The organism is Paraburkholderia sp. Ac-20342, from assembly GCF_017104985.1.
Taxonomy (GTDB): domain Bacteria; phylum Pseudomonadota; class Gammaproteobacteria; order Burkholderiales; family Burkholderiaceae; genus Paraburkholderia.
Map to the genome: position 1 here is coordinate 38,533 of NZ_JAAGPQ010000027.1, position 17,544 is coordinate 56,076.

15 protein-coding genes are annotated in these 17,544 nt (G+C 66.0%); 10 read left to right on the forward strand and 5 right to left on the reverse strand.

Features of this window, described 5'->3' with window-relative positions; translation table 11 throughout:
* Positions 1 to 48 precede the first annotated feature (48 nt).
* From G3N58_RS13550 to G3N58_RS13565, 4 genes are all read left to right on the forward strand, one after another.
* Complete coding sequence (locus G3N58_RS13550) at positions 49 to 786, forward strand: FadR/GntR family transcriptional regulator (protein ID WP_167281794.1); 738 nt, start codon at positions 49 to 51, stop codon at positions 784 to 786.
* A 211-nt stretch (positions 787 to 997) separates the two neighbouring features.
* A complete protein-coding gene (locus G3N58_RS13555) occupies positions 998 to 1,741 on the forward strand; it encodes a (Fe-S)-binding protein (RefSeq protein WP_167041681.1) in 744 nt (247 codons plus the stop codon).
* Positions 1,738 to 3,129 (forward strand): lactate utilization protein B, encoded by a 1,392-nt coding sequence (locus tag G3N58_RS13560; protein ID WP_205999385.1) that lies wholly within the window; start codon positions 1,738 to 1,740, stop codon positions 3,127 to 3,129. The genes G3N58_RS13555 and G3N58_RS13560 overlap by 4 nt, the downstream gene beginning before the upstream one ends.
* Positions 3,116 to 3,700 (forward strand): LUD domain-containing protein, encoded by a 585-nt coding sequence (locus G3N58_RS13565; RefSeq protein ID WP_205999386.1) that lies wholly within the window; start codon positions 3,116 to 3,118, stop codon positions 3,698 to 3,700. The genes G3N58_RS13560 and G3N58_RS13565 overlap by 14 nt, the downstream gene beginning before the upstream one ends.
* Positions 3,701 to 3,740: 40 nt before the next feature.
* Here the strand turns inward: G3N58_RS13565 and G3N58_RS13570 are convergent, their stop codons facing one another.
* Both G3N58_RS13570 and G3N58_RS13575 read right to left on the reverse strand, forming a co-directional pair.
* Positions 3,741 to 6,308: a mechanosensitive ion channel domain-containing protein gene (locus G3N58_RS13570; RefSeq protein ID WP_205999387.1), complete on the reverse strand. Its 2,568-nt coding sequence runs from the start codon at positions 6,306 to 6,308 to the stop codon at positions 3,741 to 3,743.
* A 576-nt stretch (positions 6,309 to 6,884) separates the two neighbouring features.
* A complete protein-coding gene (locus tag G3N58_RS13575; RefSeq protein WP_205999388.1) occupies positions 6,885 to 8,315 on the reverse strand; it encodes a sigma-54 dependent transcriptional regulator in 1,431 nt (476 codons plus the stop codon).
* A gap of 893 nt (positions 8,316 to 9,208) precedes the next feature.
* On the opposite strand from G3N58_RS13575, the gene G3N58_RS13580 reads away from it, so the two are divergent.
* The 6 genes from G3N58_RS13580 to G3N58_RS13605 all read left to right on the forward strand — a co-directional run bounded on the left by G3N58_RS13580 (position 9,209) and on the right by G3N58_RS13605 (position 14,145).
* Complete coding sequence (locus G3N58_RS13580; RefSeq protein WP_167041697.1) at positions 9,209 to 9,418, forward strand: hypothetical protein; 210 nt, start codon at positions 9,209 to 9,211, stop codon at positions 9,416 to 9,418.
* A gap of 342 nt (positions 9,419 to 9,760) precedes the next feature.
* Positions 9,761 to 10,060 carry a hypothetical protein gene (locus tag G3N58_RS13585; protein WP_240162681.1) on the forward strand — a complete coding sequence of 100 codons (300 nt, stop codon included), beginning with the start codon at positions 9,761 to 9,763 and terminating at the stop codon, positions 10,058 to 10,060.
* Between the two features lie 93 nt (positions 10,061 to 10,153).
* A complete protein-coding gene (locus tag G3N58_RS13590; protein WP_205999389.1) occupies positions 10,154 to 11,356 on the forward strand; it encodes an AAA family ATPase in 1,203 nt (400 codons plus the stop codon).
* A 139-nt stretch (positions 11,357 to 11,495) separates the two neighbouring features.
* The gene (locus G3N58_RS13595; RefSeq protein ID WP_205999390.1) at positions 11,496 to 12,953 is read left to right on the forward strand and encodes a nicotinate phosphoribosyltransferase; all 1,458 of its coding nucleotides are present in this window, start codon (positions 11,496 to 11,498) and stop codon (positions 12,951 to 12,953) included.
* A gap of 153 nt (positions 12,954 to 13,106) precedes the next feature.
* Positions 13,107 to 13,646 (forward strand): nitrogen fixation protein NifQ, encoded by a 540-nt coding sequence (locus G3N58_RS13600; RefSeq protein ID WP_205990066.1) that lies wholly within the window; start codon positions 13,107 to 13,109, stop codon positions 13,644 to 13,646.
* Positions 13,647 to 13,728: 82 nt separating this feature from the next.
* Positions 13,729 to 14,145, forward strand: coding sequence for a LysR family transcriptional regulator (locus G3N58_RS13605; protein WP_205192809.1), 417 nt, complete (start codon positions 13,729 to 13,731; stop codon positions 14,143 to 14,145).
* Positions 14,146 to 14,226: 81 nt separating this feature from the next.
* On the opposite strand, the gene G3N58_RS13610 is transcribed toward G3N58_RS13605, so the two are convergent.
* The 3 genes from G3N58_RS13610 to G3N58_RS13620 form a co-directional block, all read right to left on the reverse strand.
* Positions 14,227 to 15,597, reverse strand: coding sequence for a DUF2325 domain-containing protein (locus G3N58_RS13610; RefSeq protein WP_205999391.1), 1,371 nt, complete (start codon positions 15,595 to 15,597; stop codon positions 14,227 to 14,229).
* A gap of 167 nt (positions 15,598 to 15,764) precedes the next feature.
* Positions 15,765 to 16,355, reverse strand: a complete 591-nt coding sequence (locus G3N58_RS13615; RefSeq protein WP_345891029.1) for a hypothetical protein — start codon at positions 16,353 to 16,355, stop codon at positions 15,765 to 15,767.
* Between the two features lie 238 nt (positions 16,356 to 16,593).
* Positions 16,594 to 17,481, reverse strand: a complete 888-nt coding sequence (locus G3N58_RS13620) for a LysR family transcriptional regulator (protein ID WP_205999392.1) — start codon at positions 17,479 to 17,481, stop codon at positions 16,594 to 16,596.
* Between the last annotated feature and the right edge of the window lie 63 nt (positions 17,482 to 17,544).

Sequence of the window (17,544 nt, forward strand, 5' to 3'; positions counted from 1 at the left end):
CAGGCCGCCGCTGCTTGCTCCACCCACCGGTTTCACCGATCGCCGCCCATGCCATTCACTCCGATCCCGTCTTTTACGCGCAAACGCATTTCCGACGTGGTGTCCGACCAGGTCAAGCAACTGATCTCGGAAGGCACGCTGATGCCCGGCGACCGTCTGCCCGCCGAGCGCGATCTCGCGGCGCAGCTCGGCGTATCGCGGCCGTCGCTGCGCGAGGCGCTGATCCGGCTCGAAGCGGACGGCTATATCGAAACGTCGGGGCGGGGCGGCTTCACGGTGGTCGACGTCACCGCGCCGATCATTTCGAAGCCGCTTGCTGAACTGCTGCTGCAGAATCCGCGTACCAGTGCCGACATTCTGGAGTTGCGCCAGGGGCTCGAAGCGATTTCGACCGTCTACGCGGCGCAGCGCGCGACCGCCGCGGACCTCGAACGGATCGGCACGGCGTTCGAGGCGCTGAAGGCCGCTTCGCTGTCGCGCGATCGCACGAGCCTCGCCGAACTCGACGCCGCGTTTCACCTCGCGATTGCCGACTCCACGCACAACGTCGCGCTCGCTCATGTGATGCACGGGATTCATACGCTGATTCGCGAGGGTATGCGGCAATATCATCGCTTGATCGATTACGATGACACGATGGAAAAGCAGTTGATGGCTCAGCATCAGGCGATTTACGACGCCGTGATCGCACGCGATGCGCAAAAGGCGCGCAAGGCCGCCGAGCGGCATCTGGCGTTCGTGCGTGAAATCTATAAGGAAGACGCGGCAAAGCCGTCGCCGGCATGAATGCCCGATTCCCCGCAGCTCGCGCGTAGCGGCGAAGCACGCGGGCCAGAGCGCCACGGAACGGATTGACACCGATTGACACCACTCGTGGACTTTCTTATAGTCTTGGTCAGACCAACATGACCAAGTGAGCCGAAGTCGCCACGGCTGCCGGTGGCGGCCATGCCGGCCACGGTCCGATTGGCGTCATCCCCGCCTTTTTAAAAAGCCTATGAAAGTCGCGCTGTTTATCCCGTGCTTTATCGATGCGTTCTATCCGGAAGTGGGCATCGCCACGCTGGAACTGCTCGAACGCTTCGGCATCGAGGTCGACTATCCGCGCGAGCAAACCTGCTGCGGCCAGCCGATGGCCAATAGCGGCGCGCATGCCGACGCGGCCGCCACCGAGCGGCTTTTTGCGCGCAATTTCGCGGGCTACGACTATATCGTCGGGCCGTCCGCGAGCTGCATTCATCACGTGCGCGAACATCTGACCGCGCTCGAACAGACCGACGCAGTGAAGAAGGTGCGGGCGAGTGCCTATGAACTGGTCGAGTTTCTGCATGACGTGGTCGGCGCGCGGGAATTTCCCTGGGCCGAGTTTCCGCATCGCGTCGGTCTGCACAATAGCTGCAGCGCGCTGCGGCATCTGAAGGAGGCGTCGGTGTCGGAAATCAGGGGCACGCCGTTTTCGAAGCCGCGTACTTTGCTCGAAGGCGTGAAGGGCATCGAGTTCGTCAAGCCGGCGCGGCCCGACGAATGCTGCGGTTTCGGCGGCACGTTCTCGGTTACGGAAGAGGCGGTGTCGGTGCGCATGGGGCAGGACAAGGTGCGCGATCATCTGAATGCGGGCGCCGAGTACATCGTTTCGGGCGACATGTCGTGCCTGATGCATCAGCAGGGCTGCGCGGAACGCATGCAGGCCGAGGCGCGCTTCATCCATATCGCGCAGGTTCTCAATGGAGCGCGCGCATGAGCCGCATCGATCACGCCAAGGCCGCGGGCGCGTTCATCAAAAAGACCGAGCACGTCGCGTTTCACGATCGGCGTCTATGGGACTTGCGCGAGAAGCGCGACGCGCAGGCGCACGGCATCGCCGAATGGGAAACGCTGCGCGTGCTCGCGTCGGGCATCAAGGAACATACGCTGTCGCATCTGGCCGACTATCTCGAACAGTTCGCGGCGGCGGCCGAAGCGAACGGTGTGGTCGTGCATTGGGCCGCCACCGCCGAGGAGCACAACGCGATCGTCCATCAGCTGATGTCCGAGCGCGGCATGACGACGCTCGTGAAGAGCAAGTCGATGCTGACCGACGAATGCCGGATGCGCGAATACCTCGAACCGCGCGGTATCACGGTGATGGAAACGGACCTCGGCGAACGCATCCAGCAACTCGATCATCAGGACCCGAGCCATATGGTCGTGCCCGCCGTGCACAAGCTGCGCGCGGACGTGGCCGAACTGTTCGGCCGTACGATCGGCACCGATCCGGACAATAGCGACATTCACTATCTCGCCGAAAGCCAGCGCATGAATACGCGGCCGTATTTCGTGCGCGAAAAGACGGCCGGCATGACCGGCTGCAATTTCGCGGTGGCGGAAACGGGCACGGTGGTCGTCTGCACGAACGAGGGCAATGCGGACCTTTCGGCGAACGTGCCGCCGCTGCATATCGCGTCGATCGGCATCGAGAAGCTGATTCCGAAAGTATCGGACCTCGGCGTGTTCGTCCGCATGCTGTCGCGCAGCGCATTGGGTTCGCCGATCACGCAGTACACGTCGCATTTTCGTGCGCCACGTCCCGGCACCGAGATGCATTTCATCCTCGTCGATCATGGCCGTTCGGAGCGGCTCGCGATGGAGGACTTCTGGTACTCGCTCAAATGCATTCGCTGCGGCGCGTGCATGAATACGTGCCCCGTGTATCGGCGCAGCAGCGGGTTGTCGTATGGCGGCACCTATTCGGGGCCGATCGGCGCGATCATCAATCCGACTTTCGATCTGAAACGCTATAGCGCCTTGCCGTTCGCCTCGACGCTGAATGGCAGTTGCAGCAACGTGTGTCCGGTGAAGATCAATATTCACGAGCAGATCTACAAATGGCGCACGGTGATCGCCGAGCGCCACGAAGTCCCGTTCGTGAAGCAGGAAGTCCTGAAAATGGCAGGGCGTCTGCTCGCGAGTCCGACCTTGTATCGCGCGACGGTGTCGTCGATGGGCGGCGCATTGCGGCACTTGCCGAATTTCGTGCTCTACAACCCGCTCAATATCTGGGGCAAGCAACGCGACTTGCCGGAAGCACCGAAGATGACTTTTCACGCATGGTACAAAAAGAATCGCGGAGGCGGCGATGACAACGCGTGAGGCTTTTCTCGCGAAAGTGCGTGCCGCGCAACCCGAGGCGCGGCCGCGTCCCGAGGTGCCGCTTTTCGAGTCGGCCGGCGGCGATCCGCGCGCGCGTTTCACCGCTGCATTGGAGGCGATGGGCGGCGCCTGCGTCGAAGCGTCGAGCGCGCGCGAGGTGAGTGCATTGATTTGCGAGCGCTTCGGCGCGACGGTTTCGGTTGCCTCGGCAACGCCCGAGATACCGGGCACGCGCGAGCTTGCCGCGGGCACGGCCTCGGCCTCGCTGCAGGACGTCGAGGTCGGCGTGGTGCGAGCGCGCTTCGGTGTCGCCGAAACGGGGTCGGTCTGGTTCAGCGAGCGCGAGTATGTGGTCAATGCGCTCGGCTACATCGTTCAGCATCTCGTGGTTCTGCTCGATCCGGCGCAATTGCTCGATGGCTTGCAGGACGTTTACCGCCGCGACGATTTTCGCGAGGCACGTTATGCGGCGCTCGTCACCGGACCTTCCGCGACCGCCGATATCGAAGGCGTGCTGATTCGCGGCGCCCAGGGCGTGCGCTCGCTGACGGTCGTATGGATCACGGCGTGAGGTATCGGGTGCTCGCGCCCGTCATGGGGCGCGGCACGTCTCACGCATGCGGCGACGCCGGCCCCGGATTGCCGGCCGGACCCGGCTCGACCGGTATCTGATCTTCCACCGGCGCGTCGCCCTTGCGGGACGCCTTGCTTTCCATCTGCCCATGTCCGGGCTCGTGCGGCGTGCGGGGATCGGTCTTCACCGCATGGCTCTCCGGGTCCCACGTCAGCAGATGACGCTGCGGATTCGCGATCTCGATGCTGCGTTCGCTGAAGCGCTCGACGATGCGCCGGTTGAATTCGCGCTGCACGCCCCAGCGCGCCGTATCGCGGCATTGCATCTGACCGGCCAGCGTGACGGCCGAGCCGTCCACTGCATCGACGCCCCAGAACGCAAAGTCCGACAGGATGCCGTTCTGGAACTTCTCGTCGGTGCGCAGCGACGCGCCGATTTCCTTGAGCGTGTCGATCGCGCGCTCCACGTCCTGGCCGAACACGATGCTCACGCGCACGGCCGCATTGCCGAGTCCGCGATTGGTATTGTTCACGGTCGACACCGAACTGAACGGCACCGTGAACAGCGAACCATCGCTGCCGCGCAGCCGCACGGTGCGGATCGACAGATATTCGACGGTGCCCGACACGCCCGCGAGCGTGACCCAGTCGCCGACCTGCATCGCGTTTTCCATCAACAGGAAGATGCCGGTGATGAAGTCCTGCACGAGCTTTTGCGAGCCGAAGCCGAGCGCGACGCCGAAGATGCTCGCGCCCGCGAGCAGCGGCCCGATGTTCACGCCGAGCTCGCTCAGGCCGGTCAGCACGACGACGAGCGCGATCACGCAGAACAACGCGCTGCGCAGCATCGGCATCAGCGTGCGCAGCCGCGCGGCGCGCATCAGATCGCCGCGCTCGGTCCAGCTGTCGAGGCGCCGTTCGGCCGCCACGTTGACGGCTTCCCACACGGCCAGCGCAATCACTGCGGCCACGCCGATCGTCGCGAGCGCCGAGGCGAGCCGGTGGCCGATCGTGCCTGTGCGGAACAGATCGACGACGTCCACGCCCCATGCCTGCAACAGCGCGAGCGCGGTGACGATGCCGATGATCCAGCTCACGAGCCGCCGCAGCAGCGGGTAATAGCGGTACGCGTGCTGATGCACGAGCGAGCGCGATGCTTCGTCCTGCACATGAAAAATACGCGCGAGCGCGCCGAAGATCACGATCGACGCGAGCCGCGCGCCGACCAGGATCGCGAGCGTCATGCCGCCGACGTGCATGAGCGTGTGATAGCCGTTCTGCACGTCGAAGGCCCAGACGAACCAGAGCGCCATGACGATCACGACCGTGACCCAGGCCCATGCGTCGGCGAGCGCGTTGCCGAACATCTGCAACGATTCGTTCGTGGAGAAGCGCTGGCGGATGCGCTTGCCGACCGGCTTCGCGCAGCGCAGTACGAGGATCGAGATCATCACGTGGCCGACGAGCGCGACCACCTTCAGCAGCGCGAGATGCGCGGCGTCGTTCATGCCGAGCGCCTGCGCGACTTCGGCGAGCGCGACACCGGCGCCGACCACGCCGACGATGCGCGTGATCCACTGGAGCACGAACGCGGCCCACGCGTCGCCCATGCGCAGCAGCCGCAGACGCGGCGCGCCCGGCTGCAGGAAGCACGCGCCGACGATCACGATGCCGCGGCACAGCGTGTAGACGTCGACGAGCGAATCGAGCGCGCGGTCCTGCGGCGTGCCGGTGTCGGTGAAGAACGACATCAGCGCGCCCGCCGCGCCGACGAAGACCGCGAGCGGCAGCAGCCGCAGCACGGTGATGAGCAGCGCGCGCGGCAGGCGTTGCAGCAGCGTCCAGTGATGCGTCGCGTTGCGCTTGCCTTCGGCCTCCTCGGCGGACGGCGTTGCTTCGGCGGCGGCCGGTCCGATGGCGACGGCCTGCGTCCCGGCTTCGAGCACGGGTGGCACCGGCGGCATGCGGGTCGGTACGTCGATCTCCTGCGGGTACGCGGCGCTGTCGCCGCCTTCATCCTGTTGCGTGCGCTCGCGACGCGCCGCGAGCGCGAGGTACGCGCGCCGCAATAGCCGGCGCGTCAGCCATTCGAGCAGCAGCGCCGGGATCAGCGCGGCGAGCAGCGACCACAGGACTTCGAACAGCACCGAGCGGGCCTGCGGATTGGTGAACTGCCAGTTCCACCAGGCGCGCACCGAGGCGACGTCGAGTAAGGCCGCGACCGAGCCGCGCAGCGACTTCGCCAGATACGCGGCCCAATACGCGCCACGGCGCGCGATCTGCGAGGCGAGACCGTTGGTTTTGAACGCGTCGGGTACGAGCGAGGCCGTGCCGCTGGCCGCAGCCGAGGCAGGGGGCGATGCAGCGGCTGGCGCGGAAGCGGGCGGCGCGCTCAGCGCGTCGGCGGCGGCGATCGCCTGCAGCGTAGCGGCGATTTGCGCGCGCCGCTGCGGATCGTCGAGTACCGCGAGTGCCTCGCGCGCCTGCTCCGGCGTCAGGCTGATCGCGGCAGCGGAAGCAGGCGAGGCGGCAGGCGTAGCGCAGAGGGCCGGCGCGGCGCCGGCAAGCAGGACAACGAAGAACCAGAGACGCAATAGTTTTTGCATGGGGTCTGAAGCAGATCTGAAGCGGCCGTAAAGCCAAGGGGATGCAACGAATGCGGACGATTGTGCCGGAATGCGGGACGTGTTTCAGCGACACTGACCAAGGACCGACACCCGCCGGGGCGCACAAGTTCCTCGCGCGGCGGTCCGCCGGACGGCCCGGAGCGCCTGGAGCGGGCAGAGACGGCGTGCTTGCCCGGGCTTACGGGCGAAGTAGCACGAAGCCTGCCCGGAGCCGGTCCAGGTGGAAAACAGAGGGGTGGAAAGGGCGTGGCGCGCTCGGGTAAACGGGCGTGACGGCGGCTCAGCAGCGTGTGGACGACCACTAGCGGATGCCGGCTCGCGGCACGAATCGCTACCCAGGAGTGGGGCAGGCCGAGGAGAAAATTCCAGCGATGCGACGGCGCGGCAAGTACGGTGCGACGATCTCAGTGCGGCGATCGCCACGGAACTCGATCACAGGACCCGATAAGCGTATGCAGTCAACCAGGCATGCGCCGTCACCGACAACAACACCAGGCGCTTTCAACCGCATGACCCTCGACCGGCCCGCCGCGCAAAAAAGCGCTTAAACCCCGCTCATGCCACGGACGATGCCTGCCGCTCCGCCTCGTCGTCGGCATCGGCGCCGCCCTGCGCGCCGCGTGTGCCGCCCGGCTCCTGATGCAGCCGGTTCGCATGCATGAGCCGGTACAGCGTCGCGCGCGAGATGCCGAGTTCGGCCGCGGCATCGGAGAGCTTGTAGCCGTGCCGCAGCAACGCCTGTTCGATGCCGTCTTTCTCGGCCTTGCTGCGGATTTCCGCGAGCGTGATGGCCGGGCCGCCATGCGTTTCCGGCAAGCCGAGATCGCTCGCGGTGATGAAGCGGCCCTCGCTCATCACGACCGCGCGGCGCACGCAGTTGATCAACTCGCGCACGTTGCCCGGCCACGGATAGTTCGACATCGCGACGATCGCGTCGCTCGACAGCCCGCGCAGTTTGCGCGCGCCGTCCTGGCGATACATGCTGAGCGCATAGTTGGCGAGCAGCTTGATGTCGCCGCCGCGCTCGCGCAGCGGCGGCTCGACGAGGCGCAGCACGCAGAGCCGGTGATAGAGGTCGGAGCGGAAGCGGCCGTCCTCGACCGCGCGGTCGAGATCGACGTGGGTCGCCGAAATCACGCGCACGTCGATGCTGATCGGGCCATTGCCGCCGAGCCGCTCGATCGTGCCTTCCTGCAGAAAGCGCAGCAGCACCGCCTGGCACTCGTGCGGCATGTCGCCGATTTCGTCGAGAAAGAGCGTGCCTTCGTGCGCGCTTTCGATGCGGCCGATCTTGCGTTGCAGCGCGCCGGTAAACGCGCCGCGCTCATGGCCGAACAGTTCGGCCTGCAACAGGCTCGGCGGGATCGCCGCGCAATTGATCGCGACGAAGGGGCGGCTCGCGCGCGGCGAGCGCTCGTGAATCGCACGGGCGGTCAGTTCCTTGCCCGTGCCCGATTCGCCCGCGATGAACACCGGCGCGTCGGTCACGCCGCATTTGTCGATGCGGCGGTAAAGCTGCTGCATCGGCTCGCTTTGCCCGACCATGCCGTGCCGGCCGAGCGAGGGTTCCGGCGCGATGCGCGGCTGGCGCAGGCTGGAGAGGCCGTGCGCGTGCCCGAGCGCGAACACAAGCCGGTCGTTGAGCCACGGCTGCGTGACGAAGTCGAAGCAGTAATCGAGGATAAAGCGGCTGACCAGTTCGTTCTCGCTCTGGCCCGGCACGATCTGCGCGACCCAGTTGGTCTGGATGCCGCACATGCACGAGGCCAGTGCGGAGAGTTGCTGCGAGGTGCAGTCTTCGGGCAGTTGCACGAGACCGACCTTGATGTTGCTGCGTTCGATCATCCGTTCGGCGGCGGCTGTGCTTTTCGCATGCACGGCTTGCCAGCCGGACGCGGCCAGAAATTCGACGAGCTTAGGGTCGGGCGAGTTCGCCACGCACAGAACGGTGCGCTCCGTGTCGGCAGGCGTGCAGGTGGTAGTCATGATTCCCCCGGTTCGATACAGCTGTCAGGACTGCTGTGCGACGTACTGGCCAGATAGGCCGTGCGCGCGCCAGCCGCCTGTGCCTTCTGCAGGCCGCTCCGGTTGCACGGTTCCGGAGCCGCCCTCAACGCGTAACGGTCAGAGACAAGCCGGTAGCGACGCACAGACGGCAGCGGCGGATCGCGGAAACGGGAGCGGCGTGGTGCGAACCGCCACGCACTCGATGCGGGATGAATCAGGCAATGGCGCCGCAAATAGCGTTCATTGCTGAAACTGCCCGGCGACTTTATCCCCGAATCGTGAAAACCACTAGAACCGATTGTCTCGCTCACTGCCTGATTTGTTTGCCTCGTTGACCTGATATCGGCGCTCTGATTGGCACATAGCCCCTTAACGATAAGCGAAAGCGACCAGGAGCGCCATACGAACATGCATGGATAAAGAAAGGATTTGCACGTTATCGGACTGACTTGAGCGGCTAAAGAATAAACGGTCAAGCCCACTTATGAGTGGCATCTAACATTAGATGACAAACTTCTAAGCATTTAGCGAAGTCACCGGTTCGCGACAGGCATGCGCGCGTGTTTCAAGCTTGCGACAGATTGGGCAGGCTCCGGCGGGCCGGTTTGCCGTTGCGCCGCGAGCGGTATCTTTGACCGGCCGCGCCGCGCAAGCCCCGCGCGGCCGGACCCGCGTTGCCCATGGCCGGGGGCGCGAGCCGGTAAATCGCGCCACGCGGAGCGCGATCGGATCACGAGGCTGCTTTATGGCGTGTCATGAACGAATCAATGCGCGCTATGCGGAGTGCGCGGACCGAAGGCGGGGCGGCAAAAGCGCCGCGTCGGATCGCGAATGCCGACGATCGTACAAGGCTTTGACGGCGGCGGCGGTGCTTGGAACGGGTGTTGGCATGGCCATTGCAACAGGACGCCCGCACAAAAAAAGTTTTTGCCGCCGCTTCAATGGCACGGGGAAAGCCGGATTTAAAAAAATGGCGGCAAAAACAGGTTACTCGCGGACATGGCCGGGGAAGCCAATATCTGTTTGCGGTAGCGCGGCGGGGCCGAATAAAAAAGCAAGCGTCGGATAAAAAAGATGAGTGAAAGATTTTTGAAATCGGTCATTCAGAATCGGGCGACGACAGGTATCGGACTCACCGTTTTCCTTTTCGGCTTTTGGTCAGGCCGACACGAAAAGGACGACGATAACGACAGGTGATGCGATTGCAACGTTTGCGAGCGACGCGCCGATCGAACGGAAGGGGCAGCGCCGGATCAGGACCTGGCCGGCGCGATGAAGCGGGGAGAGAGGCCACAGTCTCCGTAGAGAGACGGAGGTACGAGGTGAACTGGGTGCCGTGTCCGTGGTTCGACACGGGCACGGCGGCCCGGACGAGCGCCGGACTGTGCCGCATGGCGCAGTCCTGTCCGATATCGGGGGATGTCATGGAACAACTGATTCGCAAGCCGGCCGCCGTCCGCGCGGCCGGTGTTTCGAGGGCTCGCGGACTGGTCTGGCGGCGCCATGTGGTGGCGTCGCGGGCGCGCTTCTTTGCCGAGGCGCGCGTGTCGTCGGTCGATCTGCTGACGCTGGTGGTCGCCGATGCACTCAGGCGCAAGGCGCAGGCCGAGATCCGGCGCGACCTGCTGCGCGACGCCCTGTATGAAATGCCGCCGGCATGCGGGCGGCAAGCCGAACGGGACGTGCGGCGGCCATCGGAGGATGACGACGAAGGCGGCTCGTAGCGCGACGCCGATCGACAAAGCAGGTCACCCCTTCCGTACAAGAGTACAAGAAAGAGCTGCCGGATAACGCCCTCGCGGCGCCGCAGACACGCCATGATCGAGATTTTCCTGATTGCCGCCAGCACCGAAAACGCGCAGCGCGTCGTCGAGCGGCTCGACGACAGCGGTGTGCGTTACCGCCTGCGTACCGCCTACGGTTCGGTCCGGCAACTGCGCATGCATGCGCATCTGATCCGTAACGCCGACCTGCTGATCGTCGACGACGCCAATCTGGACGCGCACGGGCTGGACGGCATCGAGGAAACGCTGGCCTGCGCGCCCACGCTGCATTGCATGCTCGTGACGCCTGCGCCGTCGATCGCGTTGCTCGGCGCGGCGATGCGCGTCGGCGTGAGTCACGTGCTGTCGTGGCCGCTCGAACCCGAGGCCGTCGGCGACGCGCTCGCGCGGATCGACGCGGCGAAGGGCGGCTGCGAGCAGCGCGGCGCGCGTATCGTGTCGCTCGCCTCGAGCAAGGGCGGCAGCGGCACGACGCTGGTCGCCGTCAATCTCGCCTGCGCGCTCGCGGCGCAGCGCAACCGCCGCGTGCTGCTGATCGACCTGAGCCAGCAATTCGCCGACGCCAGCCTGCTGCTGGCCGACCGGCCGCCGCCGATGACGCTGGCCGATCTGTGCGCGCGCGACGAGCCGCTCGACGCGGGGCTGTTCGATGCCTGCGCGATGCACGTGCGCCCGAATCTCGATCTGCTGGCCGGCGCGGGCGATCCGCTGAAGGCCGCCGAACTCCTGCCGGCGCAGCTCGAGCGCGTGCTCGCATGGGTGCGCGAGCGCTACGACGCGGTGCTGATCGACATCGGCCAGAGCCTCAATCCGCTGACGATCCGCGCGCTCGCGCATAGCGACGCGATCTGCATGGTCGTGCGGCAACATCCGCTGCACCTGCACGGTGCGCGCCGCATGCTCGATATTTTTCGCGAACTCGGACACCCGGCGAGCAAGGTGCGTGTCGTCGTCAATCAATACGAGAAGAGCGCACGGATCAATCTGCCGATGCTCGAGCGCACGCTCGGCGCGAAGGTCGCGCATCAGTTGCCGCGCGACGACCGGCACGTCAACGACGCGTTGAGCCGCGGTGTGCCGGTCGTCATTGCCGCGCGCGACAGCACGCTCGCGCAGGGCCTCGGCCTGCTCGCGAACATGCTGTGGCCGGCCGGCGCCGAGCGCCACCGCAGCGTGCCCGGCCGTCTGCTCGCGGCCTGGCCCGAGGTGCTGCCGCAACTGAAGCCCGGCGTTTGAGGCCGCGCACGCCCGGGCGCTCGCGTGCATATCGGAGTAAGGTCAAACAGACCGGCGATTCCCGGTATATTGCGACGGTATAGGGGGGCGCCGACGATGAGACGGCCCCGCCGTCCAGCCACTCCAGCGAGACATTCACGTGAGCGCAGCACAGTCCACACCCGACGCGCAGGGTCGTTCCGACTTCGCGTCGATCCTGGCCAATCCGATTCTGAACACGGATTCGTATAAGGCATCGCACTACCTGCAATATCCGCCCGATGCCTCGGCAATGTTCTCGTACGTCGAATCGCGCGGCGGGCGCTATGAGCGCACGCTGTTCTTCGGCCTGCAGATGCTGCTCAAGGAATACCTGTGCCGACCCATCACCACGGCGATGATCGAGCAGGCGCGCGGGTTCTTCAGCGCGCATGGCGAGCCGTTCAACGAAGCGGGCTGGCGTTACGTGGTCGAACAATACGGCGGCTATCTGCCGGTGCGGATTCGCGCGGTGCCCGAAGGCTCGGTCGTGCCGACGCACAACGTGCTGATGACGGTCGAATGCGACGACCCGCAGGTGTTCTGGCTCGCCTCGTATCTGGAGACGATGCTGCTGCGCGTCTGGTATCCGGTCACGGTCGCGACGCAAAGCTGGCATCTGCGCAAAACGATTCGGGCGTATCTGTGCAGGAGCAGCGACGACCTCGCGCAACTGCCGTTCAAGCTGCACGATTTCGGCGCACGCGGCGTGTCGAGCGCGGAGTCGGCGGCGATTGGCGGAGCGGCGCATCTCGTCAGCTTCATGGGCTCGGATACCGTGCTCGGCGTGCTTGCCGCGAATCATTACTACAACGAAAGCATGGCCGCGTTCTCGGTGCCGGCGGCCGAGCACAGCACGATCACGTCATGGGGCCGCGAGCGCGAGATCGACGCGTACCGCAACATGATCGCGCGCTTCGGCAAGCAGGGCGCGATCGTGTCGGTGGTGTCCGATTCGTACGATCTGTTCGCCGCGCTCGACGCATGGGGCACGGAGCTCAAACAGGCCGTGCTCGATTCCGGCGGCACGCTCGTGATCCGGCCCGACTCGGGCGATCCGCGCACGATCGTATTGGAGACGCTGCGCCTGCTCGAAGCGTCGTTCGGCGCCGTGACGAACAGCAAGGGACGGCGCGTGCTCAACAACGTGCGCGTGATTCAGGGCGACGGCGTGAACCCCGATTCGATCGAGGCGATTCTCGTCGCGATGGACGAGGCCGGTTTCGCCACCGACAACATCGTGTTCGGCATGGGCGGCGCGCTGTTGCAGCAGATCAATCGCGACACGCAGTGCTTCGCGATGAAGTGCTCGGCGATCCGCCTCGGCGACACATGGCACGACGTGTCGAAGGACCCGGTCACCGATCACGGCAAGCGCTCGATGAAAGGGCGGCTTACGCTGCTGCGCCATCGCGTCACCGGCGAGTACCGCACGGTGACGCTACCGCTCGCGTGGGATGAACGCACCGTTGCCGACGAATGGGACGAGGCGCTCGTGACGGTGTTCGATTCGGGGCGCCTGTTGAGCGACGTGTCGCTGGCCGAGATCAGAAGCCGAGCGCATGAGGATGAGGTGTGAGATGCGCGTGGACTTCTTCGGTGATGTGGGTTCGTCATCGATCATGGCGGGGCCATGATGCGGCCAGATGATCCGTTTGCACGAATGACGGGCGCCGCGGCGAACGGCGGCGACGTGCTGCAATGGCCGGCCGATGCGCGAGTCGCAGAGTGTATGCGTGGCTGGTTGAACGAGGCCACGCGCGCGGACCATCCCGACACGCGGCTCTTCGCCAAACTGATCGCAGAGCGCGACGCACGCAACGAACTCGCGTTGCTCGGTTTGCCGCTGCCCGAATGGCGCGCATTGCTCGCGCGGCATTTTGGCCGCGCGACGAAATCCGCGTTACCGCAATCGCTGCCGCTCAGCCTCGAAGAACGCGCGCGCTTCATTCGCGCGCTCCACGCGCTGCTGCTTGCCCATGCCAGCGGCACGGTCCATGCAGACGACGCGCGCTGCCTCGCCACGATCATCGCGCACGCGTGCCTGCGTCCCGATCATTTGTGGCGCGACCTTGGCCTTGCCGGCCGCGACGAAGTCACGTGGATGCTCACACGCTATTTCCCGTCACTCGTCGCGTTGAACGTCGAGAACCTGCGCTGGAAGAAATTCCTCGCCGCGCAATGCGCGCTTTCGCTGGGGTTGCAACCGGGACCGGCGCCGGGTTGCCCCGGCTGCGAGGACTACGGGTATTGTTTCCCACCGCGCCGCTGATACCTCATTGACACGCCGCTGACACCCCGCTGAGGCCCACGGTCAAGTGGCGGCGCGGGGCGCTTCGTGTATGCTTGCGCGCATGGCCGACACCGCTAAGACCGCGAAATCCGCGAAACCCCAATCCGCTCCGGCGACGAAATCCGCGAAGGTGCGTCCCGAAGTGCGCTTCAGAATGCGCATCCGTCATGGCGAGTCGGTCGCGCTCGGACCGGGCAAGGTCGATCTGCTCGAAGCGGTGCGCGAATATGGCTCGATCTCGGCGGCGGCGCGCAGTCTCGACATGTCGTACCGGCGCGCGTGGCTGCTGATCGACGAGCTGAACCGCTCGCTGAAGTCACCGGCCACGCATTCGGAGCAGGGCGGGCAAAGCGGCGGGGGCTGCACGCTGACGCCGGTCGGCGAAACCATCATCCGGCTGTATCGCGAGGTCGAAGAGGAGGCGCGCCGTAGTTGCTCGAAGCAGATCGGCGAACTGGTGAAGCTGATCCGCTCCTGAGCGGCGCGCTCGCATGCCGCGCCGGGTTATGCCGCTGGGTTAGCCTCGATATATCGCGCCATGCCGCCTCAGGTGCGGCGCTCAACCATGCCGCAGACAGAACGACGAAGGCGGCACCTGGCGAAGTTGCGCGAGATGTTCGGGATGCAGCCGCGCCATCAATTCGACGAAGCTCGCGACGCTCGCCGTGCGCAACGGGTGATAGTCGATTCCGTGACGTTCGCAGACCCGCTTGAGCGTGTTCATCGAATCGTGGTCGACACAGTCCACCGGAAACACGACGATATCGGCGCCCGGCAACGCGGCGGCCAGCAAGCCCTTGCGATCCTCGACCCCGCCGTCGTGCAGCACCAGTTCGCCGCCGGCCGCATCGACGAGCCGTTTGAGCGCGGCGTTCGAGCCGGGCCGGCCACCCACGTAGACGATCCGCTTGCCCTGCACGCCGTCGAGGCTCGCACGGCGCGCGCCCGCGCCGCCGGCAGCGGGCGTGGCCGTGGCGTGCGTGGCTTCGGCGGCATCGACGGTGGCGCGTTCGAGCGCGTCGCATTCGCTTTGCACGAGCTTCAACTGCGCGAGTGCCTGGTCGCGGCTGCGGCGGAGCGCGAGCGCGGCTTCCTGTTCCTGCTGCATGCGCTGCTCGGCCGCTTCGCGGCGGCTCGTCTGTAGCGCAATGCGTTGCTCGGCATCGGCGAGCCGTTCGCGCAGATAGGCCAGCTCGGCTTCGAGGCCGGCGGCATCGGCGGGCAACTGGCGTGCCGCCTGAAGTTGCGCGATCTGCCCGTCGAGCGCGGCGACCGATTTATCCCGCTCGACACTGAGTTCCTGCAGACGGTTCTGTTGCCGCTCGATCTTCTCCTTCAACGCGACGTTTTCCGCTTCCAGGGCGACGAGCCGCCGGATATCGGCGCGATTGGCCGCGCCGACCAGATGCGAGAGCATGTGCAGGTCGCCGAATGCTTTCTGGCGCACGGGCATCGTCGTGAGCGGATGCGTCATCAGCGCCCAGTAGGCGGGCGGGATATCGCCGTTTTTCAGCGCTTCGTCCCAGAGCTTCAGGAGTTCGAAGTCGTCGGCGGCCTTTTCGAAGCGGCGCACCGCACCCGCGTAGCGTTCGTCGAGCAGCTTGTGCAGCGCTTTCGCGCCCGCGCCGCCTTCGATCGCGAGTTCGACCGCCGTGTGATGGATGTCGAGGTCGCTCGCGTCGTGACGGTCGAGGTTCGTGAATTTCGGCACCAGCTTGCGCAATTCGTGCGTGCCGAGGCAGGTGCCGATGATCGAGCAGTGCAGATGGCTGTCGAGTTCGGACAGGCGCGCACGGCGCTTGACGGCGGGCGGCATGGCCTGCGACGGCGCGCAGCATGCGTCGATTGTGCGAATGCCGGTGCTCGCGAGTTCGTCGCCGGACAGTTTCAGACGCGAAGGCTGGGCAAGGGGAAACGGGGGCGTGTGCATGAAGGTCTCGAATCCGGTTCGTGTCAGTCGGGCCGCGTGCTTGCGCCCGCGTTTATCGTGCGAATGGCGCGCAGGGCGTCGCCTGCGATGTATTCGCGTCGATATAACGAGGGGCGAAAAAAAGCGTTCATGGGCGGCGTTCGTGCATCGGGGTATGAGTCGGCGGGTCAGTCGGCGGGGTGAACCAGCGTTGCTCCGGCGTGTTCATGCGGCGCTTCGGCGGCCACTGCCGCTGCCACGGTCGCGGTTCTCGCGCTTTGCGAGCGGCGCACCGCGGCGCGTTCGCGCTGGGCCGCGGAGCGCAGCACGGGACGAATCGCTTCGCCGGCCGGTCGCGCATGCTGTTCGAGCACGTGCCCGACGCAGAGGCCGACCATCGCGGCGTCGAGCCGTTCGAGTTCGGCCACCGCCTGGCGCAACGCGGGCAGATCGTTGCTGAGCGCGTCGGAGAAAATCGCATCGCGCAGATGCTCGGCGAGACGCGCTTCCTCGATCGTCGCTTTCAGTTCGCGCAGACGCGCGAAGGCGTTCGCGCGCGCCCGCCCGGCGAGGAGCGACAGCAACGGGTTCAGCGCATGCGAGCCCGATGCGCCGATTGTCGCGATGCTCGACGGGTCGCCGCCGAGCATCGCGACGAAGCGCTGCACGCTGCCGTACAGGCGCCGGTAGGCGTCGACGACGTCGCGGATCGTTTCGGCCCGTCCGCGCCCGGACGCGGACTTCACCGCGACGATGGCCGACGATATCTCGTGCGCCACACGCTGGCCGTGCCCGGATTGAACGCGCGACCCGGGGGCCGGCAAAGTGGATCGACTGCGCACCGCTGAGGGCTCCTGCTGATTCGTTGCGCCTCGCCGTGGTTGCGGCAAAGCCTAGCGTAATATCCGTCAGGATATAACGAAAGCGGCCGTATGTGTTGCGGCGGACGCTGACGGTCGTGCGCTTTTGCTCGCAGACACGATCGACGCGAGTCTCCATGCGGAGCAGCGGTGCGCGTCAGCCCAGGTTTTTGACGCCGCGCGCGAAGCGCAGAAACGCCTTCACGGCCGGTGCCCGCTCGTACTGGCGGAACGCGAGCGCGATTTCCGAGGCAATCGGCTGACCGGCGATGTCGCGATACGCGACGCCGGGCAGCGCGATGCAATCGGCGAGTGTATGCGGCACGACCGCCACGTTGCCGCCGAGCGACACGCAGGCGAGTACGGCCGCGAGCGTGCCGGGGCGGGGGCCGAGACGCGGCGAAAAGCGGCCGCGCCGCGCGACTTCGAAGGTGCCCGATTCCTGTTCGGGCAGCGCGAAGCACTGGTCGCGTAACTGCGCGGGCCGCAGGCTCGCCGACGTCGCAAGCGGAGAACTGGCCGGCAGCGCCAGCACGAAGCGATCGCGATGCACGGTCACGGCCTGAATGCCGTTCGCGAGCGGCATCGGCGGGCGGATGTAGGCGGCGTCGAGCAGACCGTCGCCGAGCATGCCGGCGACGGCGTCCATCGGGACTTCCTGGATCGCCACCTCGACGCCGGGATGCGTGCCGCGAAATCCGCCGACCGCCTTCTGCAGGACGCCGACATACACCGCCGACGCCACATAGCCGACCTCGATGCGCCCCAGTTCGCCGCGCTCGGCAAGCATCGCGCGCTGCCCGGCGCGTTCGAGATGGTCGAGCGCCGCGAGCGCTTCGGCGAGATAGGCGCTGCCCGCCGCGCTCAGCGCGACCGAGCGCTTGGTGCGGTAAAAGAGCCGCACGCCGACGAGCCGCTCGGCTTCCTGGATCAGCCGCGTCAGCGACGGCGCGGCGATGCCGAGTTCGTCGGCGGCGCGCGCGAAGTGCAGTTGCCGCGCGACGCAAACGAAAGCGCGGATATGGCGCAATTCAAGTTGCCGCATGGTTTTTCAGTATTGCTTTTAGGGACAATTATTCTTCGATTCTATGTCAATGACAGACAATAA